The 23,924-nt window shown below is 45.8% G+C and carries 30 protein-coding genes; 28 read left to right on the forward strand and 2 right to left on the reverse strand.

Annotated features, from left to right (window positions below):
- Nucleotides 1–6 precede the first annotated feature (6 nt).
- The 3 genes from JUF10_RS04885 to JUF10_RS04895 are packed head-to-tail and all read left to right on the forward strand — an operon-like array spanning nt 7 to nt 3,372.
- Entirely contained in the window at nt 7–1,899 is a 1,893-nt protein-coding gene (locus JUF10_RS04885) for an ABC-F family ATP-binding cassette domain-containing protein (RefSeq protein WP_203641132.1), read from the forward strand.
- 12 nt (nt 1,900–1,911) lie between these two features.
- A complete protein-coding gene (locus JUF10_RS04890; protein WP_203641133.1) occupies nt 1,912–2,862 on the forward strand; it encodes a thymidylate synthase in 951 nt (316 codons plus the stop codon).
- Between the two features lie 12 nt (nt 2,863–2,874).
- Nucleotides 2,875–3,372: a dihydrofolate reductase gene (locus JUF10_RS04895; RefSeq protein ID WP_203641134.1), complete on the forward strand. Its 498-nt coding sequence runs from the start codon at nt 2,875–2,877 to the stop codon at nt 3,370–3,372.
- Nucleotides 3,373–3,528: 156 nt separating this feature from the next.
- Here JUF10_RS04895 and trhA read toward each other — a convergent pair whose 3' ends face one another.
- Nucleotides 3,529–4,170 carry a PAQR family membrane homeostasis protein TrhA gene (trhA, locus tag JUF10_RS04900; RefSeq protein ID WP_236008162.1) on the reverse strand — a complete coding sequence of 214 codons (642 nt, stop codon included), beginning with the start codon at nt 4,168–4,170 and terminating at the stop codon, nt 3,529–3,531.
- Nucleotides 4,171–4,335: 165 nt separating this feature from the next.
- Between trhA and fakB the strand changes: the two genes are divergently transcribed.
- From fakB to JUF10_RS04920, 4 genes are all read left to right on the forward strand, one after another.
- Nucleotides 4,336–5,187 carry a DegV family protein gene (gene fakB, locus JUF10_RS04905; protein WP_203641136.1) on the forward strand — a complete coding sequence of 284 codons (852 nt, stop codon included), beginning with the start codon at nt 4,336–4,338 and terminating at the stop codon, nt 5,185–5,187.
- A 61-nt stretch (nt 5,188–5,248) separates the two neighbouring features.
- Nucleotides 5,249–6,172: a GDSL-type esterase/lipase family protein gene (locus JUF10_RS04910; RefSeq protein ID WP_203641137.1), complete on the forward strand. Its 924-nt coding sequence runs from the start codon at nt 5,249–5,251 to the stop codon at nt 6,170–6,172.
- Nucleotides 6,173–6,194: 22 nt separating this feature from the next.
- Entirely contained in the window at nt 6,195–6,797 is a 603-nt protein-coding gene (locus JUF10_RS04915; protein WP_203641138.1) for a YpmS family protein, read from the forward strand.
- 11 nt (nt 6,798–6,808) lie between these two features.
- Entirely contained in the window at nt 6,809–7,030 is a 222-nt protein-coding gene (locus JUF10_RS04920) for a YozE family protein (RefSeq protein WP_203641139.1), read from the forward strand.
- A gap of 272 nt (nt 7,031–7,302) precedes the next feature.
- Here JUF10_RS04920 and JUF10_RS04925 read toward each other — a convergent pair whose 3' ends face one another.
- Nucleotides 7,303–7,632, reverse strand: coding sequence for a helix-turn-helix domain-containing protein (locus JUF10_RS04925; RefSeq protein ID WP_236008163.1), 330 nt, complete (start codon nt 7,630–7,632; stop codon nt 7,303–7,305).
- A 187-nt stretch (nt 7,633–7,819) separates the two neighbouring features.
- Here JUF10_RS04925 and JUF10_RS04930 point away from each other — a divergent pair, with 187 nt between their 5' ends.
- The 21 genes from JUF10_RS04930 (at nt 7,820) to topA (ending at nt 23,425) form a co-directional block, all read left to right on the forward strand.
- Entirely contained in the window at nt 7,820–8,068 is a 249-nt protein-coding gene (locus JUF10_RS04930; RefSeq protein ID WP_203641140.1) for a hypothetical protein, read from the forward strand.
- Between the two features lie 191 nt (nt 8,069–8,259).
- Nucleotides 8,260–8,760, forward strand: a complete 501-nt coding sequence (locus JUF10_RS04935) for a hypothetical protein (RefSeq protein WP_203641141.1) — start codon at nt 8,260–8,262, stop codon at nt 8,758–8,760.
- A gap of 239 nt (nt 8,761–8,999) precedes the next feature.
- Nucleotides 9,000–9,536 carry a hypothetical protein gene (locus JUF10_RS04940; protein WP_203641142.1) on the forward strand — a complete coding sequence of 179 codons (537 nt, stop codon included), beginning with the start codon at nt 9,000–9,002 and terminating at the stop codon, nt 9,534–9,536.
- A 548-nt stretch (nt 9,537–10,084) separates the two neighbouring features.
- Entirely contained in the window at nt 10,085–10,309 is a 225-nt protein-coding gene (locus tag JUF10_RS04945) for a hypothetical protein (protein WP_203641143.1), read from the forward strand.
- Between the two features lie 48 nt (nt 10,310–10,357).
- Nucleotides 10,358–10,924, forward strand: a complete 567-nt coding sequence (locus tag JUF10_RS04950; protein WP_203641144.1) for a hypothetical protein — start codon at nt 10,358–10,360, stop codon at nt 10,922–10,924.
- 294 nt (nt 10,925–11,218) lie between these two features.
- Complete coding sequence (locus JUF10_RS04955; protein WP_203641145.1) at nt 11,219–11,638, forward strand: hypothetical protein; 420 nt, start codon at nt 11,219–11,221, stop codon at nt 11,636–11,638.
- 111 nt (nt 11,639–11,749) lie between these two features.
- Nucleotides 11,750–11,917, forward strand: coding sequence for a hypothetical protein (locus tag JUF10_RS04960; RefSeq protein WP_203641146.1), 168 nt, complete (start codon nt 11,750–11,752; stop codon nt 11,915–11,917).
- 564 nt (nt 11,918–12,481) lie between these two features.
- Nucleotides 12,482–12,931, forward strand: a complete 450-nt coding sequence (locus tag JUF10_RS04965) for an RNA polymerase sigma factor (RefSeq protein WP_203641147.1) — start codon at nt 12,482–12,484, stop codon at nt 12,929–12,931.
- A gap of 186 nt (nt 12,932–13,117) precedes the next feature.
- A complete protein-coding gene (locus JUF10_RS04970) occupies nt 13,118–13,432 on the forward strand; it encodes a hypothetical protein (RefSeq protein ID WP_203641148.1) in 315 nt (104 codons plus the stop codon).
- Nucleotides 13,432–14,508 carry a cell division protein FtsK gene (locus JUF10_RS04975; RefSeq protein WP_203641149.1) on the forward strand — a complete coding sequence of 359 codons (1,077 nt, stop codon included), beginning with the start codon at nt 13,432–13,434 and terminating at the stop codon, nt 14,506–14,508. Before JUF10_RS04970 ends, JUF10_RS04975 begins: the two co-directional genes overlap by 1 nt.
- Nucleotides 14,505–15,110 carry a hypothetical protein gene (locus JUF10_RS04980; RefSeq protein WP_203641150.1) on the forward strand — a complete coding sequence of 202 codons (606 nt, stop codon included), beginning with the start codon at nt 14,505–14,507 and terminating at the stop codon, nt 15,108–15,110. Before JUF10_RS04975 ends, JUF10_RS04980 begins: the two co-directional genes overlap by 4 nt.
- 137 nt (nt 15,111–15,247) lie before the next feature.
- Complete coding sequence (locus JUF10_RS04985) at nt 15,248–15,865, forward strand: replication protein (RefSeq protein ID WP_203641151.1); 618 nt, start codon at nt 15,248–15,250, stop codon at nt 15,863–15,865.
- A 69-nt stretch (nt 15,866–15,934) separates the two neighbouring features.
- Complete coding sequence (locus JUF10_RS04990) at nt 15,935–16,219, forward strand: hypothetical protein (protein ID WP_203641152.1); 285 nt, start codon at nt 15,935–15,937, stop codon at nt 16,217–16,219.
- Between the two features lie 110 nt (nt 16,220–16,329).
- Nucleotides 16,330–16,674 (forward strand): hypothetical protein, encoded by a 345-nt coding sequence (locus JUF10_RS04995; protein WP_203641153.1) that lies wholly within the window; start codon nt 16,330–16,332, stop codon nt 16,672–16,674.
- A 10-nt stretch (nt 16,675–16,684) separates the two neighbouring features.
- Nucleotides 16,685–16,945 (forward strand): hypothetical protein, encoded by a 261-nt coding sequence (locus tag JUF10_RS05000; protein WP_203641154.1) that lies wholly within the window; start codon nt 16,685–16,687, stop codon nt 16,943–16,945.
- Nucleotides 16,942–17,178 (forward strand): DNA-binding protein, encoded by a 237-nt coding sequence (locus JUF10_RS05005; protein ID WP_203641155.1) that lies wholly within the window; start codon nt 16,942–16,944, stop codon nt 17,176–17,178. The genes JUF10_RS05000 and JUF10_RS05005 overlap by 4 nt, the downstream gene beginning before the upstream one ends.
- An 83-nt stretch (nt 17,179–17,261) precedes the next feature.
- Nucleotides 17,262–18,509, forward strand: coding sequence for a tyrosine-type recombinase/integrase (locus tag JUF10_RS05010; RefSeq protein WP_203641156.1), 1,248 nt, complete (start codon nt 17,262–17,264; stop codon nt 18,507–18,509).
- Nucleotides 18,510–18,617: 108 nt separating this feature from the next.
- Complete coding sequence (gene ylqF / locus JUF10_RS05015; RefSeq protein ID WP_203641157.1) at nt 18,618–19,478, forward strand: ribosome biogenesis GTPase YlqF; 861 nt, start codon at nt 18,618–18,620, stop codon at nt 19,476–19,478.
- Complete coding sequence (gene rnhB / locus JUF10_RS05020; protein WP_203641158.1) at nt 19,471–20,259, forward strand: ribonuclease HII; 789 nt, start codon at nt 19,471–19,473, stop codon at nt 20,257–20,259. The genes ylqF and rnhB overlap by 8 nt, the downstream gene beginning before the upstream one ends.
- Nucleotides 20,260–20,285: 26 nt before the next feature.
- Nucleotides 20,286–21,179 carry a DNA-processing protein DprA gene (gene dprA, locus JUF10_RS05025; protein ID WP_203641159.1) on the forward strand — a complete coding sequence of 298 codons (894 nt, stop codon included), beginning with the start codon at nt 20,286–20,288 and terminating at the stop codon, nt 21,177–21,179.
- A 134-nt stretch (nt 21,180–21,313) separates the two neighbouring features.
- Nucleotides 21,314–23,425: a type I DNA topoisomerase gene (gene topA / locus JUF10_RS05030; RefSeq protein ID WP_203641160.1), complete on the forward strand. Its 2,112-nt coding sequence runs from the start codon at nt 21,314–21,316 to the stop codon at nt 23,423–23,425.
- The last annotated feature ends 499 nt before the right edge of the window (nt 23,426–23,924 follow it).

Here is a 23,924-nt window from a genome sequence, read left to right on the forward strand (position 1 = left end):
GACATTATGCAAACCTTACGCGCAGAAAACTTACACCGCACTTACGGTGAAAAAACACTTTTCGATAACCTGAACTTTATTATCAATGAACACGACCGGATCGGGTTGATCGGGGTCAATGGGAGTGGGAAGACCTCGCTACTTAACACCTTAGATGGTATTAGCACCGAACAATCCGGGGAGATCAACACCCCCAAGGACTACACCATCGGCTACCTGACACAAAAGCCCGATTTGGATGAAAATATGACCGTCATGGACGCCGTCTTTTCTGGTGATCAAAAGGTTTTCGTGACGATTCGCCGCTACGAAGCAGCTCTGGCAACCTACGGGGAACATCCAGAGGATCCCAAGGCCCAGCAACGTTACCTGGACGCCGAAGCCCAGATGAACGAAGAGGACGCTTGGACCGCCGAGAGCGATGTTAAAACGATTCTGACGCAATTGAAGATCACTGATCTGTCACAGTCCATCAAGACCATGTCCGGGGGTCAAATCAAGCGGGTCGGCCTGGCACAGGTCCTGATTCAATCGCCAGATCTACTCCTGCTAGACGAACCAACGAACCACTTGGACTTCGATTCCATTGCTTGGCTGCAACAGTACCTCAGCTCGTATAAAGGGGCTTTACTGGTCGTGACTCATGACCGGTACTTCCTGGACCAGATTGCCAATCAGATTTGGGAACTGGACTTCGGGAAGCTTTATCAGTACCCCGGTAATTATCAAGCCTATGTTCAAGAAAAGGCCGAACGGGTCACCCAAGAGGCTGAAGCCGACCAAAAGCAACAACAGCTCTACAAGAAGGAATTAGCCTGGATGAAGGCTGGGGCTAAAGCCCGGTCGACGAAACAACAGGCCCGCATCAACCGGTTTAACGACATTGCCAGTAACGTTGGTACTCGACAAGTTCAGAACAACGTGTCGATTTCCCTTGGCCAACAACGGCTAGGAAAAAAGGTTATTGAGCTCAAGGACGCCAGCCTCAAGCTCGGCGACCACGTCATTTTGGACCATTTCAGCGACCTGATTCAAGGTAACGAGCGTATTGGAATCAGTGGGGAGAACGGGGCCGGTAAATCGAGTCTGCTTAACGTGATTGCCCAACGTTTGCCGCTGGATTCCGGAATCGTCACGATTGGGGAAACGGTTAAGATGGCGTACTATACGCAACAGATCGAACCCATTCCAGAAGACAAACGGATGATCAGTTACCTGTCCGAGGTCGGTCAAAACGTGACTAACAACCAGGGCGATTCCGTCAGCGTTGCCGAACTGCTAGAACAATTTCTGTTCCCCCGGTTCATGCATGGTACCTTGATTCGCAAGCTCTCTGGTGGTGAAAAGCGGCGGCTGTACCTATTGAAGTTACTGATGGAACAGCCTAACGTCTTACTCCTCGATGAACCAACGAACGACTTGGATATCGGCACACTGACCGTTTTGGAAGACTACATTAGCCAATTTGCCGGGACCGTCATCACGGTCTCCCATGACCGCTACTTCCTGGATAAAGTGGCCGATCGGCTCCTCATCTTCACGGGGGACGGCAACATTGAACGCTACTCCGGGCAATTTAGCACGTACCTCGACATGGCGCAACAACAGAGCCACGCGGCGAAGGCCAAGCCGAAGACCGCAGAGAAGCCAACCCAGCCGGCCGACGATACACCGAAAAAGAAGGTCAAGCTGACCTATGCCGAGCAAAAGGAATGGGAGGGCATCGAAGGCGTCATCGACGACCTCGAAAGCCAAAAATCCCAAGTCCAAACGGATATGAACGCTAACGGGGATAACTATGATAAGTTAGCTGACTTACAAGCCAAACTAGATGACCTCGACCATCAGTTAGATGATAAGATGGTCCGGTGGGAATACCTGAGTGAATACGCCGAATAGGAGATGACGGGTGTGTTAGAAGATGCTTATCTTGATTTAGCCAAGACCGTTTTAACGACGGGACACCAAAAGACCGACCGAACGGGGACTGGAACCATTAGTTTGTTTGGTTACCAGATGCGATTCAACCTGCAAGAAGGCTTTCCGTTGCTAACGACAAAAAAAGTGCCATTTGGATTGATTAAATCCGAACTGTTGTGGTTCTTACGGGGCGATACGAATATTCGGTTTCTGCTCCAGCACCACAATCATATCTGGGACGAATGGGCTTTTCAGCGCTATATCGACAGTCCTGACTATCATGGACCAGACATGACCGATTTTGGTCGTCGTTCCTTAGTCGATGCCGAGTTTAACACGGCTTATCAGGCCGAAAAAAAGGCGTTCTGCGACCGTATCGTGACCGATCAAGCCTTTGGGGACCGTTATGGTGACCTGGGACTGGTTTATGGTAGTCAGTGGCGCGCTTGGCAGGGCCACAATGGCGAGACCATCGATCAGCTCCAAAACGTGATCGACACGTTGCGGACCCATCCGGATTCTCGGCGAATGATCGTTTCTGCTTGGAACCCAGCCGATGTGCCGTCAATGGCCTTGCCACCTTGCCACACGCTCTTTCAGTTCTACGTCAACGATGGCAAATTAAGTTGCCAGCTCTATCAGCGGAGCGCCGACATTTTCCTCGGAGTACCGTTTAACATCGCCAGTTATGCGTTGTTAACGTCACTCATTGCCAAGGAAGTTGGCTTAGAGGTCGGCGATTTCGTCCATACGCTAGGCGACGCCCACATTTACCTGAATCACGTTGACCAAATTAAGACGCAACTGGCACGGACGCCGCACGAGGCACCACAGCTCTGGCTCAATCCAGACAAGTCCAGCATTTTTGACTACGACATGCACGACATCAAGGTCACGGGTTACGACCCGGAGCCCGCAATCAAGGCCCCTGTGGCCGTTTAGGAGGGAACGTCGATGTTGATTTTTCTATGGGCCGAGAGTCAGGGCCACGTGATTGGCTTTAAGGGCCAACTCCCTTGGCATCTGCCGGCCGACATGCACTTCTTCAAGACCGTCACGACTGGAAATACCATCATTGCTGGGTCCAAAACATTTGCTTCGTTTCCACACGCGTTGCCGAACCGAACGAACGTGGTCTTGACCCACCAACCCGCGGAAAATTTTCCGGCGAGTGTGACGGTGCTCAATTCACTTGACGCCGTTCGCGAATATGCGGCCCAACGACCAGCTGAAAAGCTCTTCATCGTGGGTGGTGCCAAGCTCTTCGATGAGTTACGAGACGATGTCGACTTCCTTTACCGGACAACAATCGATGCCGGATTCGACGGTGATACCTGGATGCCTGCGCTCGATTACAGCAAATTTCAGCGCATTAACCGCCAACCCGGCGTGCGCAATGAAAAGAATCCATATGACTATGTATTTGAACAGTTTCAGCGGGTAACAGACTAGTTAGATTGGATTGTCGCACTGCGGTTACTAATTGTAAATCTAACATTTAACGATTACCCTAACTTATCAAATTTTAAAATCCACGTTAATTGTTCGAAAAAAAGGCTTTGACATTGTCTGAAAATCAGATAACGTCAAAGCCTTTCATGATAGAGGTTAAGCATAAAATAAAATCGAGAAGTACATCAGCCCTGTTCCCAACATCACAAACAGGTGCCAGATAACATGACCGAACGGGATTCCTTTGAAACTATAAATAACTGCGCCCAAGGTGAAGGCGAGCCCACCGCAGAACAACAGGGCAAAACCAACCGGTCCCAGTCCAACGTACAACGGCTTGATACCCATCAGGCACATCCAGCCCATGACCACGTAGATCACGGTCGACAATTTCTGATACTTACCTAGCCAAATGGCCTTGTACACGATGCCTAGAACGGCCATCGCCCAGATGATACCGAACATCACCCAGCCCAAGGCACCGCCAACCACCAATAAACTAAAGGGCGTATAGGTTCCGGCAATCAATAAGTAAATGGCACAATGGTCGAATATTTGAAATACGTGGCGACCACGGGTAAAGTACAAACTATGAAAAAGTGTGGATGCCAGGTAAAACAGGACTAAGATGGCGCCATAGATGGCAAACGTGGTCATTCTTAAGGACCCGCCTTTACCGTGGGCCTGCAACAGCAAGACAACCAGGCCCGCGATGCTTAGGGCGGCACCGATTCCGTGTGTTGCGGCGTTTAAGACCTCATTGACGACTTGATAGGTGTGGCTACGTTCTTTTTCCAAACAAATTCCTCCTTTATTGCTGTAACTATTTTTTTGCGAAAACCAATGGGGGAGTTCCGAACAACTACTGAAAAAAATTGGCAACTCTGCTATACTATTACCGTATGTTTCATTACGCATATTGTAGCATAAACCAAAATCTCTGGTCAGAAAGAGTGGAATAGCATGGCTAAAATAAAAATTGTTACGGACTCATCTGCCGGCATCTCCGAGCAGGACATCCAAGACTACAACATTACCATTATTCCGTTGACGGTCATGATCGACGATACGATTTACGTTGAACGGGAATCCATTACGAATAAAGAGTTCATTGAAAAAATGAAAACGGCAAAGACGTTGCCTAAGACCAGTCAGCCACCGTTAGGGTCATTTGTTGAGACCTTTGATAAGTTAGGTGCCGATGGTAGCAGCGTAATCTGCTTCAACATGCTGGCGGCTATCAGTGGGACGGTCCACACCGCCGAACAGGCTGCAAACTTATCCAAGACGGACGTGACGGTCGTGGACAGTCAAACGACCGACCAGGCCTTAGGCTTCCAGGTCGTCGAAGCTGCTAAATTAGCCGCTACCGGCGCTACCAAGGACGAAATCATTGAGCGGGCCGCCGCTGTCCGTGATCACACCAAGCTGTTCATGGGTATCGTGACCCTTGAAAATATTTTAAAGGGTGGTCGTCTCAGTCGTGCCGCTGGTATGCTGACGTCACTTTTAAACATCAAAATCGTTTTGCAAGTTACTGGTGGCGAACTGAAGATCCGGGCTAAGGGCCGGGGTATGAAGACCATCGACCGGTATTTCGACAAAGTTTACGAACAAATCAAGCAAACACCCGACATCGTCGCCATTGGGATTTCTCACGTTGAGGCTTTTGAATCTGTTGATAAGATTCAAAGCCATCTGCACGAGATCTTACCAGACAAAGAAGTCTTAGTTCGAGAAACGGTTCCCATCATCGCTACCCACGGGGGACCCGGGGCTTTTGCTTTGATGTATTACACGGACCCAACTAAATAATCAACTGAGAAAAAGGGGTGGCCACGTCACCGCTTTTTCTTTATCCCGAGGGGGGATTGAGATGAAATTTAAAAATATCAGTAAGATCATTGGGGTGACCTTGCTACTCGTCGTGGTCGTGGTGGCCGCGTTGACGTATTGGCATCCCGGTGCGCGGACGACCCAAGATACATCGTCCACGACCAATAATCATCGTAAGACCGTTCGCGTCGTGGCGTTGGGGGACTCCCTGACGCAAGGCGTGGGCGATCAGCAAAATGACGGCGGCTACACCGGCCGGTTAAAAACCATGATTCACCGTAAAGATCACGTGAAAGTGGTCATGCATAACTACGGGAAGTCAGGTGACCGGAGTGACCAAATCGAAAAACGGCTGCTGGACAGCAAAGACATGCAAGACCAGGTCAGCAAGGCCCAGGCCATCGTGATGACGGTCGGCGGGAATGACCTGCTACAGACCTTGGAGAAGAACGTGACGATCAACAAGCAGTCGCGGCTAGATGCGCAACTCGACACGGCGGAAGCCACCTATCAAACGAAGTTGCACCGCTTGTTGACGACCGTGCGGAGTTACAATGACCGCGCGCCAATCTACCTGTTCTCCATTTACAATCCTATCTACGTCTACTTTGCCAATATCGATCAGGTCACCCATGCCGTTGACGATTGGAACGCTACGACGAAGACAACCGCCGCCAAGACGGATAATCTCTACATGATCGACATTAACCGGGCCTTGTCCGTGGGGCAGTTCAAGTCAGTGACCCAACAAGCTCGGCTGAAACGGCAATCGCAAAAATCAAATAACGGGAAGTTATCGACACAGAGCTTCCAAGAGATGGCCTTAGCCAGTGATAGCGCCAAGGAACTTAACCAGTACCTGTCGCCGGTCGACCATTTCCACCCGAACGCCAAGGGATACCGCCTCATGACCCGCTATGCTTTCCAGCAGATGCAGGCCCATCAACAATGGTTATTAAAGTAAGTCAGAAGGAGGAACCGCAGTCATGCAACGACAAACAGAAAAACCGGCACGGACACAAAACTGGTGGAAATGGGGCTTCATTGCCCTGGTCGCCGTCCTACTGATCACGACCGTCACCATCGGCGTCAAGGCCTTTTCACCGGTCAAAGTCGACTCGACGGCCAAGGTCACGCAGAATACGACGAACCTTGACGTGACCCTGAATAAGAAGCAAGTCAACGCGCTGGCCGACTACTACGTGAATAAATCACTCAAGAATTCGGCACTTAAATACAGTTTCCAGGTCACCAACCATGCGATGCTGACCGGATCGACCCAAGTTCTGGGGGCCAACGTCAACTTTGTTTTACTCTTCAAGCCGACCGTGTTATCCTCAGGAGACGTCCAATTAAAGGCCCAGAAGCTGTCGATTGGCTCCTTACCGGTTCCCGTAAGCTTCGTCATGAGCTACATTGCCAAGAACTATCCGTTGCCTAAATGGGTCGCAATGGATACTAAGGCGGAAACGATGACGTTACACCTCACGGCCATCGGTAATGGGACTAAGCCATCGTACGCCGCTAAGGAGATCGACCTCTCCGGCGCCGGTAAATTTGTCTTTCAGGCCCGGATTCCGAACAACTAAGGAGACCACTAATGCCCAAAACGTTCTATCAATTTTTAATGACACAGCGTAATACCGAAAGCTATGATCCCATCGCCACATTTGCGAATAATGCCTTTCTGGATAGCGCCTTCCCGAAACAAGACACCGAGTTCGACTCACTCTCCAAGTACCTGGAGGAGAACGCGCCTTACTTACCATCCATGACGATTTTTGACGATGCCTGGCAACTATACCTGGCAGCACTCGCGTAAGAGAAAAGGAGACAATTTATGAGTACCATTCAATGGTTGAATGGTACTCCGGCTCTGAGAAGAAACTAGAATCGATGATAAAATAGGAATTAATTGACCAAAAAAGCCCGGTTTAACGGGCTTTTTTAATACAATAAATTAAATGAATAGTGCGAACTAATTCCTATAAGAATGTACTTGTTTGAGCAATGCTAAGCAATAATTAGCAAATTTGGGCACCTTTTTGGGCACACAGATTTACTGAATGGACATATGAAAACAAGACAATTTTCTTATTTTCTTGGGACAGCCAATAGGTCAACCAGTTTCTCTATAGTTGCCAACGTCTCTTGGTCTGTGATCAAATCTAATTTACTATCGATTCGTGTCTTAACGTGATTGCTATCAGGAAATGAAAAGATGGACGCGTAATCGACTCCAAGAGCCGTAACAATCTTTTCAAGTGTATCTAACCGAATATTTGAGCGTGAGCCACGTTCGATCCTTGATATCACTGATGCATCGATATCAGCACGTTCAGCCAACTGCTCTTGTGTCATTTTCTTTGCCAATCGTAATTGGAGAATCCGTTCGGCTACTTTACTTCCCACACTAGTATCCAATGAGCTCCCTCCCTATCTAATATCAAGCGTAGTAAAACGGCAGAAGAGGAAACAGGGACGATAAGCCTATTTTTTAGTTTAAAATTGACTAACTGACAATATTGGTGTTAAAATTTAATTGAAACATTAGTTTTACTCGATTATAATGTAGGGGAATTATTATATTCAGAATAAGGAGAGTGAGTTAATGAATAATATTGATGATAAAAAATTCGAGTGGTCAATCGAAGGAGATATATTAGCTGTATACCTACATAAATATCAAACTGGCGGTCTTAATTACAATACAAGGACAAAGTATGCTCAACTTCTTGGAACTACTAATAGTGGACTAAAGGCACGTGTAAGACAAGTAACTGGAGTAGATGCTAACGATCCTAGCAAGGGATTAAGCCAATCCGACAATCAATACTGTTACTGCGTCAAAGCTTCTTAATGAGGTGGACAATCAAGAAGCGTGGGCAAACTTTATTAATACACTGTGGCCTTAACTAATAGGATCAAGCTTCAAATTTAGCCACCACAGCATCGGTAGCCCCGGTTACAGCTCAATCAACCTCACTAGCCCCAGCTATTCCTAACATGGCCTCAGCGTCCTCTGAGACCGCTAAGCCCGTGGCTAATTTCTTGAATCAACTAGATGCCGATACGAAGACCAGTCAAACGGCGACAGTTTATGAAGGGACTTTTCAACAGACGATGACCGGCGGTGAATTAGTCGGCCATACCCCCGAAATGACGGGTAACCGGCGCATTGCGGTGTCTGAAAATTATGTCCGACAAAACAATCTAATCCACAGCGATGAGATTCGCTTTGAATTACCACACCCCAAGGACCCGGTCATTATTAGTAAAGCACGGCCGGAGCATTCCCAAGCCAGTCGGTATCGCGATATTGAAGTCACGGTTAAACAACGCAATTATGAACTGTATGCTGACACTACAGTGACTGGCGAACCATTAGTCAAAGTCTCACCATTTAAGAAATATTTAATTCCTAAAGCCTATGCGACTGCTACGGGGGTGACGTTAGGCGATGTTGTGACCTTACGGTATAACACGACCGCTGAATATCCTAGTTTTCGCGTGGTGTGGCTCGACTTTAGTCATCGCCGCATGAGTCATTAATCGTTGTCTCATCAAAAGGGCGTCCCGGATTACTCCGGGACTCATTGGGGGTAAACCCCCAATACCCCTTCCTTACCAAATGGCCCGGTGCTGCGCACCGCTGCCGTCCATGGGGCCAAACCCGCCCCATGCCCCCACTAATTCATGTAAGAAGAAACGTGGACCCGGTTGGGAAAGTAGGGAAGAGAGAATTCAGGGGAAACGTCAAAAAATTGAAAATTAAAAAGGGAGTTTTTAAAATGAAGAAGTTAAATCAAGTCGTTGTTGCCTTAATGGCTGTTGGCATGCTGGGTGGCACGGTTATGCCCGCTGTAACCGCGTCGGCCGCTAGTACTGGATATAGTCGAAATCGGAAAATTAGTACTCGACACGCAACATATCGGGTGAAAAATACTAAAGGTAAGACCTATACCATTACCGGTCCGGCTAAAAATGTGAAATTAAAGACCAATCATTATTTGAAGAACTATAAGAAGAACAAGTGGACCCGGACGAAGATTACCCAAATCAAACATAATGGTAATTGGCTAGTCTATTACTACATGAAGCCTGTTACCAAGAAGAAGCATACCGGTGGCTGGGTAAAATTAACGGATATGAAGCCAGTGAAAACTTTTAAAGCTGGCCCTCATAATTATGCAGATTTTGACACTTGGTATCGAACATTAAATACCAATGGCCGAAATTATTATTCAGGTAGAACTGATGGTGGTGCATTGGACGGAAATGGCGACCCATTTCAATTCCCCGAAGTTCATGGAGATTACTTTAAATAATTGAAAATATAGTGTCAAACTAAAGTCAATTGACTTTAGTTTGGTGCCGCGATTCGCCTACGCGAATCGCTATTATTGAGGCTATCGCCTCACACTCCATAGGGGAGGAATGTCAGATTAAGCCCCCAATAGTGTGCGGGTATTGCGAAAGCCCAAGCCATTGTGACTAAAATTCTCACTGCTGGCATTCTAACTGACAATCAACCAGCTAGTCATCAAACATCTAATGCATTTCACAAGTAATCCGGTGTCAATTTTAATATTGTCAAACTTGGGAGGGCTGCTTTGAGCCCGCGATTCGCCTACGCGAATCGCTAAAATTGGGGCATTCGCCCCATACCCCCATCTAACTCATGTTTAATCAATTAACATTAATCAAGAGACCAGTTCACTTCAAATAACCAACTTTACAGCAAGTTATTTGGCGAGTTGAAAAAGGATTTTGAATGCACTGATACTTGAAGCATTAATATCAAATATATGATTTCATTTTAAGAGACCTATTCGTAGGTCTTTTTTTATATGCCTAAAATCAGGGGGTTTTGACATTGAACAAAAACTATCAATATCATGTGGTTAATGTTATTTATGATACCAAAATGAAAACTTATATTACCGGTAACTTCAGTAAAACTTTTAATCACCATGGTCAGTATCAGTCGTTAGACGACTGGCTGAATGCCTGTATCCCATCAAATGCAACTTTAATTAGTGTGACTGAATCGTTTAATAACATTGATGTCGTTGAATATCTGGTGACTTATGCCAGTTAATTTTAGTACCTTAATCTTTGTCTTATCAATTTATAGGAGGATAGCTTGATGGCAAAATTCTTAGTAGTCGACCCCATTTGCATCATGAGCAACCATGATTGGAACCAAGTTAATGAACGCGGTGACCAACTGTGTGATGAACAAGTTGAAGCCCAAATGACTGACAGTGAACAAATTGAATATGAAACGACTTGTGAAGACCAAGTTTTTAAAGACTTCTTCCAGACATTATCACCCAACGTTACAGTCGGGTCTATTTTCAGTAATTACTTAGCCTATATTGCGGCCATTAAAAGCAACTCATCACATGTTAAAATTGAGGGTGCCGCTTTTTATTTACGCAACAATTATTTAATTGCTGAATTAACGCCAAAATTACTAAACTATATTGAACAAGTTGGCCCCAAAACCCCGACATTAAGAAAAATGAACCTTTCGACTAACCCATCAACCAGTTTAGTCGATGCCTTAGTTCAAAATCATCACGCCCAATTATTGACCGTGCCTGAGAATCAATCAGCTTTTAATTTAACGATTCCGGCCGATGGCGAAACACGAACTTGGGATAATAAACAGCTTGTTGCTGACAAGCTTATCACGATTCAATGCGCTTAATCGACCATCTTGTGCTTTCTCATTATCTCCACTACAATAGCTGATGATGGGGGTCTACCAAAACGTACCTCTACTGGGAGGAGCCGCTTTGAGCCCCGCGATTCGCCTACGCGAATCGCTAAAATTGGGGCATTCGCCCCACACCCCCATCTAATCCATGTAAAAATTTTCGTTGGCCTTTCTTTTCACGCGTCAACTTAAATTTTTATGTTCCATTTCCAGTCGGACCGGAATCAGACCGGCACCGGACTAATCTGTCACTAGTAGACTACCTATAGAATGGACCGATGCAAAATGGCAAAATTAACGCTTTGGGACAATGGCATAACCGGTCTCACTTTCACTGGTGAGATTGCCTTAAGTGCCTTTGACCCCCGCACGCAAGATTTCACGCTTCAAATCAAGCGCCATGGCTTGCACTTGCCGATGAATTTTAAACCAACTGACTTGCCGGAATTTTCAATTGCCCGTTTAGATTTAAATGGACAAACGATTATCCCTACGTGGCGACCTAATCGTTATGGTCAACCCGCCGATGATAATGCTTTTCAAATGGTGACTATCACGCATGATTTGATTATCATTCAAGTCGATGCCAAGGGAACGCCAGAAGAGGTTTTTGACCGCTACAATCCGTATGAGGTTGTCGGGCAACCCGGCCAGAAACAAATCCTTAATTATCAGCGAGACCTTAGACAAATTGTCTTGATCTAACAGAACTACGTCTCATAATTAACCGATCTCCATCATCTCAGGAGACCGTCTTTTTTTTTGCTAATTATTACTGTAAGATGAAGCCACAAATAGAAAAGGGAGCTGAGTATAATGAAATTTACTGCCCATGTCACATTTATTGATTCACCGAAGACCCAACAAAAACAAGCTAAAAGTTTGCAAAATCAGACGCCGCTAAATGAGAAGACAGATTCTTTTCAGAAGTCTGTAAATACGACACCAACAGATAGTACAGGTAATAAGGTGAAAAATAGTTAACACATGTATTTTATCAACTAGTTCCGGTATAATTCTGGGTTTTCAAGTGTGTACAAAATAAGTTATAAAAAAACACGATTGACTGTCAAAAAAGTCATCGTGTTTTTTTATAACTATGTAATTATGATTAGCATAACTTTTTAATGAAAATTAGTAGCCTCGCGTACGCGAGGCTACTCTTGGGGCACAAAACGCCCCACACCCCGAATAATTCATGTAAACACTTCTATTAATTTGGTTCCTTGCAGTCACTAGCATAAAGCTAAAGACAGTACTTGTCAAGTTCTCTTACTATTATTGAATAAGATATAACTGTCCCTGAATAGTGTAGTAATGACCATCGATTTTTTAGAAAGCCTGAAAGGAGAGACAAAAGCTTCTAAAAAAAGCAGAGAGGTGTTTGCATAGAAATTAAAGTTCTAATTCAAAGCGGACAGATTATAAGCGCATAGCTAGGCTAAAAAAGCCTTGCTATGCGCTTTTTTGTTTATCTAATTTTGCACTTAGTATGGGTAAAACTCTTTTCTGTCCATTTTGAGTTGCAAGCAGAAGGGGTGCGCTAACATGGGGAGACTAGAACAAGACAATATTAACCGGCTGGTTAGTGGATTAGATAATAAAGAATATTGGCAAAGAATCTTGAATGAACTTGATCGTCCACGTTTAAATGCAGAACGTCAGGACCGAAGACACAATACTATTCGAGGTGAAGAATATTTCAACGATGGCTATGAAGTGACGGTTTTTGACACAATCTATGTGGAACACCAAGATCCTGAAAGCATAATAATTCAGTGTGAAGAATCTCGTCAACTCTCTAATGCCTTAAGTAAATTAAGTGAGAAGGATGCTTTTGTTGTGACGGAATTGTTTTTACATTTTAAAACGTTAACAACAGTTAGCCGTGAAATGGGCATAACGGTTCCAGCGGTCAGAAAAAGAAAAATTAGAATATTAACGATATTACGAACTTTGCTGATAGAACAGGGATTCTGTCAGCTTTTAGAATGGTGAAAAAAGTTTTTTAAACTTTTTTTCAAAAAATGGTTTAAAAAGTGCCAAAAAATGTCCTGAGTAGTAGAGAGTAAAATAATTTGCTCAAAGAAAGGTGGCGATAATTCATGATGACTCATGTTCGTAGTCCGGCATACATTTTTAGTCGACCGTCAAAAAACTCACAAAATTAAAGGGGAAAAAGTTATGAAAACACGTTTTAGAAAATCCGGATACTCAGATGCAACTGCTAGTAAGTACATTGCCCTTGAAAATCCGATTTATTCGCTAAGTACGGAGTCTGAAAAGCAATTCAAGTATGTGGACGGCAAACGTACCGATGAGGTGACGGGGTATCGTTCTTGGTACACGCAAGAAGGCTTACCACCTTTTATGGTTAAGTTTGAAAAAGATGTGAAGCTGCCTAAGTATCTATCACTGGTTAAGTTCGAAAATTTACAAGGTATCGAAATCCGATACGATGTTTATTTTAAAGCTGACGATGTCACCGAGGTTAAGTAATGCAAGCTGTAGAGCTAGCGCAGTACTTACTGCAAGCTTTAAATATGGCTTTAGGTCAACTGATGCAAGGCGAAACGAGTTACACAAATAGCTTTGACATAAAAGTTATTAATGGCGGAATAATTTTTATTCCGCGACTTCCAGCCGGATACATTATCGATAATGATCTTTATCAAAAGATATTTTTGATTGCTAATGCAGCGCTATATCCACGGTACACGCTACTAAAGCAAAATTCGGCATACTTTGTGCCACTGAAAACTGATGATATTCATGTGCAACGTGGTCTTTTCTTTCCAATGAAAGTTGGTATATCGGAGCGATTGATCATTCCTAATTTGAGTCAATTCGTTAACACGCTATCGGGAGACATCGTCCCAATTATGAAAAACTTGACCGTTAAGTACGATAAGGTGACATCCATGGCTATTTGTGGAAATTCAGGCTCTGGAAAATCGTACGCGCTCACTTACTTTTTAAGTGTGCTAAAACCGATATCAGAATTAATTATTGTTGATCCGAAGTTTGATACACCTAGCCGATGGGCACGGGTGAATGGGGTTCCGGTGATCCATCCCCAGAAAAACCGATCGAAGTCAGACTTTCTTTCAGAAGTTAATGCAGCGCTTAGTAAGTGCCTAAAGCGGATCCAAGATCGACAGGAAATTCTATATGATGACCCTACCAAAAGCTTTAAGCATATAACCATCGTGATTGATGAGGTTTTAGCGCTATCTGAGGGAGTCAACAAAGTCATTAAAGATTCTTTCTTCTCGCTGTTGTCGCAGGTGGCCTTACTTGGCCGCGCAACTAGTGTTCACTTACTGCTGGTCTCTCAACGATTTGATCACACCAGTATTCCTGTAAGTGTACGCGAACAGCTTAATTTGCTGCTTCAAGTTGGAAATATTAATCGTAAATCGACCCAATTTTTATTTCCTGACCTTGATCCGGAAGGAATTGTCATTCCGATTGGTAAGGGGACTGGACTAATTCAAGTTATCGATGCTGAGCATCCTTATCAGGTTTTACCGCTACTTTGTCCAACCTATTACACTCAGAAAGGGATCTTATGATGAAAAAAACACTGTTTATGAAGCTTTATCGTCCGATATATATAGGCATTTGGCTGGATATTGCCTTGCTGGCCGCATGGATTATCCTAGAAATATTTGCGCGCATGCTAGTGAGGTCTTCCTTGGCCGGGACGGCAAGTTTGGCTTTCTGGGTTTCAGTGACTATTGTTGCGATTGAAACTGTCGGCCTTGGCCTAATGTTTCTTCTGATTTTTACAGTTTGCATGGTGTATGTAGGCCGTCTCCCTGACACAAGTATCTCGTGTACGACTCAATCGACGAAGCAAACATTTAGTCTGCATCGCTTTCTACATCGTCAAGATGTAACTATTACTCAATTAATGGCTGGCATACCAGCCAACGCTAAAAATAGTCGAGTAACGAGCGCATTCAATCGTGCAGTTAAAAAGAGTGTCGTGGATATTCAGGGCGACAAAGTAATAGTTTTGGTTCAGTTACCCTACACTCAGCAGTCACAAGAAATTTTCAAGACTATTGACTCACAGCTAAAAGAGTACCTTTCTAGCCAAATGCCTGACTACTATTTCTCTGGGGCTACCCGTGATAGAAACGTACTTTGGTTTGAAGGTCGGAAACGATAGATGCCAATTGAGTGCGCCGCGGCTTACGAAGTAAGAGCCGCGGCAGCACTCTTTTTTAATTAACTCTTATTTGATCCTATGGGGGCTACTACGACCCCCCATAGGATCAATAATCAATAATCATGGGGGAATAACATATGGTTAAAGACAAGCGTTCAAATAAATGGGCATTCTTGATGTATCAAGAAAGTGCACCTGAAAATTATCTGGAAGTACTAAACGGTATGCAAGTACCGTACATTCTTAGTCCATGGCACGACAAAGACGTGAATTTTAAGACTGGCGAGCTGAAAAAGGCGCATAAACATGGTGCGCTTTTCTTTGAAAGTTTGAAGAGCTACACGCAAGTTTCAGACCTAATTAGCGAAAAACTTAATGGTCCGACTCATGTCGAAGTTGTTATGTCTCCCAAAGGTATGTATAACTATTTCACACACGCCGAGAATTCAGGCAAAACACCTTACAAAGTCGAAGACATCGAAAGCGGTGGCGGCTTTGAGTTGGACAAGTTTTTAGTAGAACAAAACTCCGACACATTTATGAATGATGTGGTCGATGTGATTGAAGACAAAGATATCACAGAGTTTGAAGACTTGGTTTATTACGCACGTGATAACGATTATGCTTTGCTGTCACTGATTGTGGATCATACTTTCTTTTTTTCAAAGTATTTAGATTCACGGCGCAATAATCCCAACCGTAGAACACGACCAAAAGTAGATGATACAACAGAAGATCCAGCACATGATGACTAACGCTACATCTGAAATATGACACTTTACTGATGATATGTACCAAGCATTTAAAGAATGGAGATTATTATGATGAAAAAAATGATTAATGATGACGAACGTGTAGCCGTTGCAGCCTTGGTAGTTAACCTAGAGCAACAATTGCAGCGGCATATTCAATTTGCCGCACAGAACAATAAAATTATTGCACATGCCATTACAAACGATGACGGGACTACCATGCCTGAACATGCTGAACTTTTGAAAAATTGTGAGTTACTGGAAGCATTTATGGAAGCTTTTCACGATCAGGTACAAAATGACGTTCAATTTACGCTCCCATACTCTGAATGCACAACTCATCATGTTGAACCCTGAGTGATTTTAGGTAATAGAAAATAAACGTATCAATAATTACTCTGCTACCGATGTTTAGAACAAATATGTATGTATACCAAAACATAAACGAAAGAATGGAGAACTTAAACATGAATAAAAAAATGAACGAAAACAATAACTCGAATGCTGACATTTTTGGAATCTCAATTCCTACAATTGAAGGCTCTAAGACTAAACTTGACAGTCATAGAACTGTTGCCATTGCTATGTCCGAATTGGAACAGCAACTCGATCACTTGGCTAAGACAATGACGCGAAGCAACAAGATTATGAAACATTTAGTTACAAAGAACGGCAAGGCTATTAGTCCAGACTATGCTGACCTTCTGATGGACTATAACGACTTTGCAAAGGCCTTGAACATGTACCGACAATTGATCCACGATAATTGTTTGGTTGCTAACTCTTTATTGCTGCTTGAAAACAGAGCCTGAGGAGGAAATTATGCCGAAAGAAACTTTTGAAAATATAAAATTACTAGAAGAAACGGCCACTGAGCTGCTTCAGCTGGTTACTATAATTATTGATGTTAGAGAAGAATTATCTAGCACCCTACCAAATGGCAAGTTAATGAAGATTCCAACGTTGTTGGTTTCTTTAGAAAAACAGCTTATGTCGATAGCGAATCATCTTGATGACTATGCTGATTCACTAATTGCTGAATCATTACCAACAAGAAATAATACAAAGGAGCAGAAACAATGAAGATAACTTATGTTCCAGTTTCCAATTCACATGCTGAATGGGGAGATAAAAAAGCAATTATAAAGCGATATGAAGGGCTGAACATCTATACCCTGAATCGTTGGTTAACCGAAATGCGGAATAATCGACGATTTAGAAACGGTGTTATTAACCCAACACACAAATTGGTCTGGATTAATTTCCAGACTTTTGAAGAATTTCTTTACTGGAAGCAGCACCACTATCTAAAGTAGCTCATAAAATGGTAAAATTGGAGGCGAGTCAATAAATCCTATTTTATCTTTTCTTTTACAGTGAGCTGAGAAAGGATAAAATTATGCATTTTGAAAAAAGAACACGAAAGAGCGGCACAGTTAATGTTGCCATTGAAAGCTTCACTGATCCATTAACAGGCAAACGGCGGCGAGCGACTGTTGTTTTTGAATCAGGAACACCACGTGCAAAAGCTCAAGCACGTCGAGAACTTGATGATAAAATTTCGAGTATCATTGATGACCTAAACAAAAACCAAGATGAAAAGATTCAAAACTATACTTTTGGTGAGTTGCAGGAAGCATGGTTCAAGCAGTGGACTACCACTGTCAAACCACAGACCGTTCAACGGGAACTGTTAGTCATCAATCGATTATCGAAGCTAATTGCTGATGATATCTTGGTTAAGAAGATTACGCCATTGATGGTAAAACAGTGTCTTGACGATTATCAACAGAAATACCACTCGACTTTTTCAACGATGCAGCATATCAAGTCAACTTTTAACAAGATTTTTGATTATGCCGTCTTATATAACATCTTACCGTTTTCACCTTCACAGGTGATCAAGCTACGTGCATCAGTTGATGAGAAGATGGCTAAGAAGGAGCGGTTAAACGATAAATTTTTGAATGCAGCTGAAATTAAAGAATTAATTTCAGAACTCAAAAAGAAACGTAATCCCTCATATCTTGACTTAGCGTTATTCTTGTTGGGAACGGGTTGTAGAATCGGTGAGGCAGCCGCACTTACAGTTGATAGCATCGATTTTCAAAAGAAAACGGTGACTATTGATCGTTCTTTGCAGTCACACGACCTGACCGTTGATAATTACTACATGGATACCACAAAGACGCCTGCTGGTGAACGAGTTGAAGAATTACCCGACTTTGTTATAGAGGCTCTAAAACGGAGCATAGAGCGCAATAAGATGGTCGACCAGTTGCACAGTGAGTGTCCTAGTGACGCCTTTCATTTCTCTAAAGTCATTTTCAGAACTGAATATGGGTCACCAATCACGTCACATAGCTTTCGAGAACTATTGAGTAGAATCAGCAGTTACTTGCGAAAGAATTGTGAAACTGTTTACGGATTCAAGTGGACAAAGAATGTTGTCCCTCACAGTTTCCGGCATATTCATGTTTCCATTCTTAGAAGTGACTCGTCAATTTCTCTGAAAGAAGTTCAAGAACGTGTAGGCCATGTGGAAGAAGAAACTACTGACGGCTATACACATCGTTTTTCACATTCACAAGCCAAGTCAGTGAAGGCAGTCGATGCTTTTGCTGATAAGATAGGTATCACCAACTAACTTTAGGTGCCCGGAACCACCGGGACAGATGACCACTTTTGGGCACCTTTTTGAAAATTACGATTGTTAACGTGCTAGAAACGTTGATATATCAAAGGAGAGAACACTATGAGTACTATTCAATGGTACCCCGGCCATATGGCCAAGGCGATTCGCCAAATGGAAGAAAATATCCACCTCGTTGACATCGTATTCGAATTAGTCGACGCGCGCATCCCCGCAGCCTCTCGCAACCCTGAGATTGCCCGCATTGCGCAACACAAGCCCCATTTGATTATTTTGACTAAGAAAGACCTTGCCGATCCACAACAAACGGCCGCCTGGATGACCTATTACCGGTCCCAGGGCCTGGCTGCAATCGCCATTGACTCCCGGGCTAACGTGACCCCCAAGCAGATCACAAAGATCGCCAGCAGCGTTTTAGCCGACAAATTGGCTAACGAACGCGAAAAGGGGCTGAAGGAACGGCCAATGCGTGCCATGACCGTCGGCGTCCCCAACGTCGGGAAATCGACCTTACTCAATCATCTGGTCAACCGCAAGGCCACCGTTACCGGCGATACCCCCGGGGTTACCAAGGGTCAGCAGTGGTTACGTTCCAGTAAGCATTTGGAATTACTCGATACTCCGGGGATTCTCTGGCCTAAATTCAAGGACCAGACGACCGCCCAAGAGTTGGCGCTGACCGGTGCCATCAAGGAAAAGCTCTACGCCAAGGACGATGTTGCCCTGTACGGTCTGAACTTCTTCCGGCAGTACTATGCGCCAGCCTTGACTGAACGTTATCACTTAGCACCAGCCGATTTAGAGTTGAGCGACGTTGACCTGCTCCTGAAAATCACCGAAAAGGTCGGCATGCGTGACGATTACGAACGGGCCAGCGAACGCTTCATCTTAGACGCCCGTCACCGTAAGCTCGGTGGCTTCACCCTCGACCGCGCCCCTAAAGGCGATGAGTCCGATGAGTAGTGACCGTCCCAGCTTAAGTACCTTAAAACAGACGTTAAACGACGTTACTGACCCCGCTGACCCGCGACTGGACTCGTTAGCCGTGGACTCCCGTAAAGGGGCTCAGCAGCTCCTAGGACAGATTAAACGACGACTAGCCAAAGCAGCAGCGGCCGAAGCAGCATTTCAACACCGACTGCACTACGAACGGCCATTCTGGGAACGGGGACAGTTAGTCGCTGGTATCGATGAAGTCGGGCGGGGACCACTCGCCGGACCGGTCGTCACCAGTGCGGTGATTCTGCCGCCAGACTTCGACATCCCCTTAGTCAACGACTCAAAACAGTTGACACCTAAGGAACGGGAACGCCTTTACCCATTAATTCTGGCCCAAGCACAGGCCGTCAGTATCGGTATCGGCAGCCCCCAACTCATTGACCAGATCAACATCTATCAGGCTACCCGAGTGGCCATGCAACGGGCCGTCCTCGGTTTGGGCCTGGCGCCACAGCATCTCATCGTGGACGCCATGCAGATTCCGGTGGACTTGCCGCAGACGCGACTGATCAAGGGGGACGCCAAGAGTGCCAGTGTGGCCGCGGCCAGTATCGTGGCCAAGGTCTACCGGGACCATTTAATGGCAACCTATGACCAGCTCTATCCCGGCTATGGATTTGCCCAGAATGCCGGCTATGGCACGGCTGAACACCTGGCCGGATTGGCCGATCGAGGCGTCACCCCGATTCATCGCAAAACTTTTTCACCCGTACAAAAAATAATCGCGAACAAATCACGGAGTTAACCCTAAAAGGGAAAAGGAGGTTGCTTATGCAACTGACACTTCGTGATTTTTTCATGCGCTTACCACTCATCCCCGGTATTGGCCACGGGACCACTACGGTCTGCTGGCACTGGACGCTAGACCACCCGCAGGTGACGCGGATCAACGCGCGGACTTTGATGACCATGCTGACTGAACTCAACTTGCCCGAGAAACGTACGACAGCAATTACTCGCCATCTCTTCTCGGCGGCCCTCGATGCTACCATCGCGACCAATCTCGCCCACAGTGGATGCCTGACCATTGCCGATTCCGCGTATCCAGAACAGTTGAAGGAGACCTACGCGCCACCAGTGGCCTTATTCTTTCTGGGGGATCTCCGGTTATTACGGGCACCACAACTGGCCGTGGTGGGAACGCGCCATCCCACTCCGTATGCCATCAAGGCAATGCGGCTCTTGTTGCCGATCGTTGTTGAACGGGGCGTCTGTCTGGTATCTGGGTTAGCCCAGGGCGTCGATACGCTGACCCATCAGGTGGCGCTCGCCCATTGTGGCAAGACCATCGCCGTCATCGGTACGGGACTGGATCACTGTTACCCAGCGGCAAATCGTGAGCTGATGACCACCCTGGCGCATCAGCAGCTTATTTTTTCGGAATATCCGTGGGGCACGCAGGGCGCTCGGCATCATTTTCCGGAACGAAATCGGATCATTGCCGGTCTTTCACAAAGTGTCTTAGTGATTGAGGCCGCCCATCACTCGGGAAGCCTGATCACCGCTAATATCGCGCTACAAGAAAATCGAAATGTGCTGGCCGTTCCGGGGACCATCGACGGTAAAAATTCCGTTGGCACCAACGAATTAATTCTAGCTGGGGCGAAACCAATCTTGAATTCGGAACATATAATGGAAGAAGTTTTAGTTGACAAGTGGCCCTGACTTGAAATATCATGTGTGGGATTATAGTGAATAAATTAGCGAACTCTAAGTTCGTCGTAAAAACAAATCAAATAGAGGTGACGGTCCGCACCAAACGGGCCTTTATCGTCTATCATTCGAGGGAGTAATGTGATTTGCCGACTAAGTCTAAACCAACAGCAAGTACCAAGAAACGGCGAAAAACGCAAAAAAAATTAGTTATCGTTGAATCACCAGCAAAAGCGAAAACAATTGAAAAATATTTAGGGCGGACCTACAAGGTGATGCCTAGTCTGGGACACGTGCGTGATCTACCGAAAAGTTCGATGGGGGTCGACACCGAAAACAACTATGATCCACACTACATTTCCATCCGTGGTAAGGGTGACGTCATCAAGGGACTGCGGTCGGAAGCCAAAAAGGCCAAAGCCGTCTACCTCGCATCTGACCCTGACCGTGAAGGGGAATCCATTGCGTGGCATTTAGCGCATGTCTTAAACCTAGACGTCACCGACAAGAACCGGGTCACCTTTAACGAAATCACGAAGGACGCCGTCAAGGAAGCCTTCAAGACGCCCCGGACCATCGACATGGACCTGGTCAACGCCCAACAGGCGCGCCGGATCCTTGACCGATTAGTGGGATATTCAATTTCACCACTGCTCTGGAAAAAGGTGAAGAAGGGCCTCAGTGCCGGGCGGGTACAATCTATTGCTCTGTCACTGATCATTGAACGCGAAAAGGAAATCAAAGCCTTCGTGCCGGAAGAATACTGGACGATCGACGGTGAGTTCAAGAAGTCTCGACACGCATTTGACGCGAGCTTCTATGGCCTCAACGGTAAAAAGGCCAGCCTAAAGGACAACACGGCCGTTCAAGAAGTGTTAGCCAAGCTCGACAAAAAGGGCAAGTTTGACATCGTAAACGTTGTGCGTAAGGAACGTAAGCGGTCACCTCAACCACCATTTACGACCAGTTCCATGCAACAAGACGCTAACCGGAAGCTTAATTTCCGGACGCGGAAGACCATGATGGCCGCGCAACAGCTCTACGAAGGGATCAACCTGGGTAAGGAAGGCACACAGGGGCTCATTACCTATATGCGGACCGACTCCACGCGGATCTCAAGCATTGCTAAGCACGAGGCCTCGACCTTCCTGCATGAAAAGTACGGTGCTGAATACGCCGCTACTAAGCCTATCAAGGGCAAGTTGCCTGAAGGTGCTCAAGATGCCCATGAAGCGATTCGGCCAACCTCTGTCTTCCGAACACCCGCTAGCCTAAAGGACCGCCTCAACAAGGACCAATTCCGACTTTACCAATTGATCTGGAACCGTTTTGTGGCCAGTCAAATGACGAATGCCGTGATGGATACCATGGCCGTGACGCTGGAACAAAACGGCGTGACGTTCCGGGCCAATGGCTCCAAGATGAAGTTCGAAGGGTTCTTGAAGATCTACAAGGACAACAAGGAAAAGGATAACCTGTTACCCGACCTTGAGATCGGTGACCAAGTCAACTTGGCCAAGACCGATCCGGCCCAACACTTTACTCAGCCGCCTGCACGTTATTCCGAAGCCAATCTGATCAAGGCGCTGGAAGAAAACGGTGTCGGTCGACCATCAACGTATGCGCCAACGCTGGACACGATTCAACGCCGCTACTATGTCAAATTAGTCGGTCGGCGCTTTGAACCGACTGAACTGGGTGAAATCGTCGATGGCATCATCAACGAATACTTCCCAGACGTCGTCAACGTTGGCTTTACGGCCAATTTGGAACACGAATTGGATGGCATCGAAGAGGGCCAACAGGACTGGGTCAAGGTCATTGACACCTTCTACAAGCCATTCTCTACAGAAGTTGCTCATGCCGAGGACGCCATCGAAAAGATTCAGATTCGTGACGAACCCGCCGGCTTTGATTGTGACATCTGTGGGGCCCCAATGGTCATCAAGATGGGCCGTTACGGGAAGTTCTACGCTTGTTCCCGCTTCCCCGATTGCCGCAATACCAAGCCAATCGTGAAGGAAATCGGCGTCGTTTGTCCCGTTTGTCATAAGGGCCAAGTCATCGAACGCAAGTCTAAGAAGAACCGGATCTTCTACGGCTGTTCCCGCTACCCCGACTGTGACTTTGTCTCATGGGACAAGCCAGTCGGTCGTGATTGCCCGAAGGATGGTCACTACTTAGTTGCCAAGAAGATTCGTGGCGGCGTGCAAATCGTCTGCCCGAACGGCGACTACGAAGAAGCACCACAAAAGTAAGCAAGACTAAAGTTGAAATAGGCATTGGGAGTCTCTCCATGGGGGAAACTGCCAATGCCTATTTGTGTGGAGCTATGAATATCTGTTTTCGTTGGACGCACTGCAGTTGCCAGATACAGGGATTGCCTCCAGTCGTTGGCTCGAGATTCCGGATAGCCTGAATCACACATATCTTAGGGCGGTCCTATATCGTAAACCGGGGAGAATTACAACCGGTTCTAATTGATTTTTTCGCAGCAAACACCGGATAATACATGTGTTACAGGTCTCTCCTTGGAATAATAACAAGCTTATAAACTTCACCATAAGTTGCCATAACGCTACCACGTAAGCCGAGAGGCCGGCAGATATGGGCTCAGGCGCGTCGTTCTGCTTAGTTGGCGGTGAGCTTCCGCCGGCTTAGCAGAAGACCAACCTTGAAGACTCGCGGTTTTCGAGGCTTCAAGTTGCGTCCGCACCGTTCCAGCCCATATCTGCCGGCCGGTAAGGCGAAAGAACC

This window comes from Levilactobacillus andaensis (genome assembly GCF_016861695.1).
GTDB lineage: Bacteria > Bacillota > Bacilli > Lactobacillales > Lactobacillaceae > Levilactobacillus > Levilactobacillus andaensis.

Bases quoted from the DNA above. Each gene is read 5' to 3' on its own strand.
- JUF10_RS04950 (WP_203641144.1), top strand. From the start codon at position 10,358: ATGGCAAAATTCTTAGTAGTCGACCCCATTTGCATCATGAGCAACCAT.
- JUF10_RS04960 (WP_203641146.1), top strand. From the start codon at position 11,750: ATGAAATTTACTGCCCATGTCACATTTATTGATTCACCGAAGACCCAA.
- JUF10_RS04930 (WP_203641140.1), top strand. From the start codon at position 7,820: ATGAATAATATTGATGATAAAAAATTCGAGTGGTCAATCGAAGGAGAT.
- JUF10_RS04920 (WP_203641139.1), top strand. From the start codon at position 6,809: ATGCCCAAAACGTTCTATCAATTTTTAATGACACAGCGTAATACCGAA.
- JUF10_RS04985 (WP_203641151.1), top strand. From the start codon at position 15,248: ATGGTTAAAGACAAGCGTTCAAATAAATGGGCATTCTTGATGTATCAA.
- JUF10_RS04965 (WP_203641147.1), top strand. From the start codon at position 12,482: ATGGGGAGACTAGAACAAGACAATATTAACCGGCTGGTTAGTGGATTA.
- JUF10_RS04990 (WP_203641152.1), top strand. From the start codon at position 15,935: ATGAAAAAAATGATTAATGATGACGAACGTGTAGCCGTTGCAGCCTTG.
- dprA (WP_203641159.1), top strand. From the start codon at position 20,286: ATGCAACTGACACTTCGTGATTTTTTCATGCGCTTACCACTCATCCCC.
- JUF10_RS04910 (WP_203641137.1), top strand. From the start codon at position 5,249: ATGAAATTTAAAAATATCAGTAAGATCATTGGGGTGACCTTGCTACTC.
- JUF10_RS04980 (WP_203641150.1), top strand. From the start codon at position 14,505: ATGATGAAAAAAACACTGTTTATGAAGCTTTATCGTCCGATATATATA.
- ylqF (WP_203641157.1), top strand. From the start codon at position 18,618: ATGAGTACTATTCAATGGTACCCCGGCCATATGGCCAAGGCGATTCGC.
- JUF10_RS04895 (WP_203641134.1), top strand. From the start codon at position 2,875: ATGTTGATTTTTCTATGGGCCGAGAGTCAGGGCCACGTGATTGGCTTT.
- rnhB (WP_203641158.1), top strand. From the start codon at position 19,471: ATGAGTAGTGACCGTCCCAGCTTAAGTACCTTAAAACAGACGTTAAAC.
- JUF10_RS04970 (WP_203641148.1), top strand. From the start codon at position 13,118: ATGAAAACACGTTTTAGAAAATCCGGATACTCAGATGCAACTGCTAGT.
- JUF10_RS04940 (WP_203641142.1), top strand. From the start codon at position 9,000: ATGAAGAAGTTAAATCAAGTCGTTGTTGCCTTAATGGCTGTTGGCATG.
- JUF10_RS04915 (WP_203641138.1), top strand. From the start codon at position 6,195: ATGCAACGACAAACAGAAAAACCGGCACGGACACAAAACTGGTGGAAA.
- JUF10_RS04975 (WP_203641149.1), top strand. From the start codon at position 13,432: ATGCAAGCTGTAGAGCTAGCGCAGTACTTACTGCAAGCTTTAAATATG.
- JUF10_RS04995 (WP_203641153.1), top strand. From the start codon at position 16,330: ATGAATAAAAAAATGAACGAAAACAATAACTCGAATGCTGACATTTTT.
- JUF10_RS04955 (WP_203641145.1), top strand. From the start codon at position 11,219: ATGGCAAAATTAACGCTTTGGGACAATGGCATAACCGGTCTCACTTTC.
- JUF10_RS05005 (WP_203641155.1), top strand. From the start codon at position 16,942: ATGAAGATAACTTATGTTCCAGTTTCCAATTCACATGCTGAATGGGGA.
- JUF10_RS04885 (WP_203641132.1), top strand. From the start codon at position 7: ATGCAAACCTTACGCGCAGAAAACTTACACCGCACTTACGGTGAAAAA.
- fakB (WP_203641136.1), top strand. From the start codon at position 4,336: ATGGCTAAAATAAAAATTGTTACGGACTCATCTGCCGGCATCTCCGAG.
- JUF10_RS05010 (WP_203641156.1), top strand. From the start codon at position 17,262: ATGCATTTTGAAAAAAGAACACGAAAGAGCGGCACAGTTAATGTTGCC.
- JUF10_RS05000 (WP_203641154.1), top strand. From the start codon at position 16,685: ATGCCGAAAGAAACTTTTGAAAATATAAAATTACTAGAAGAAACGGCC.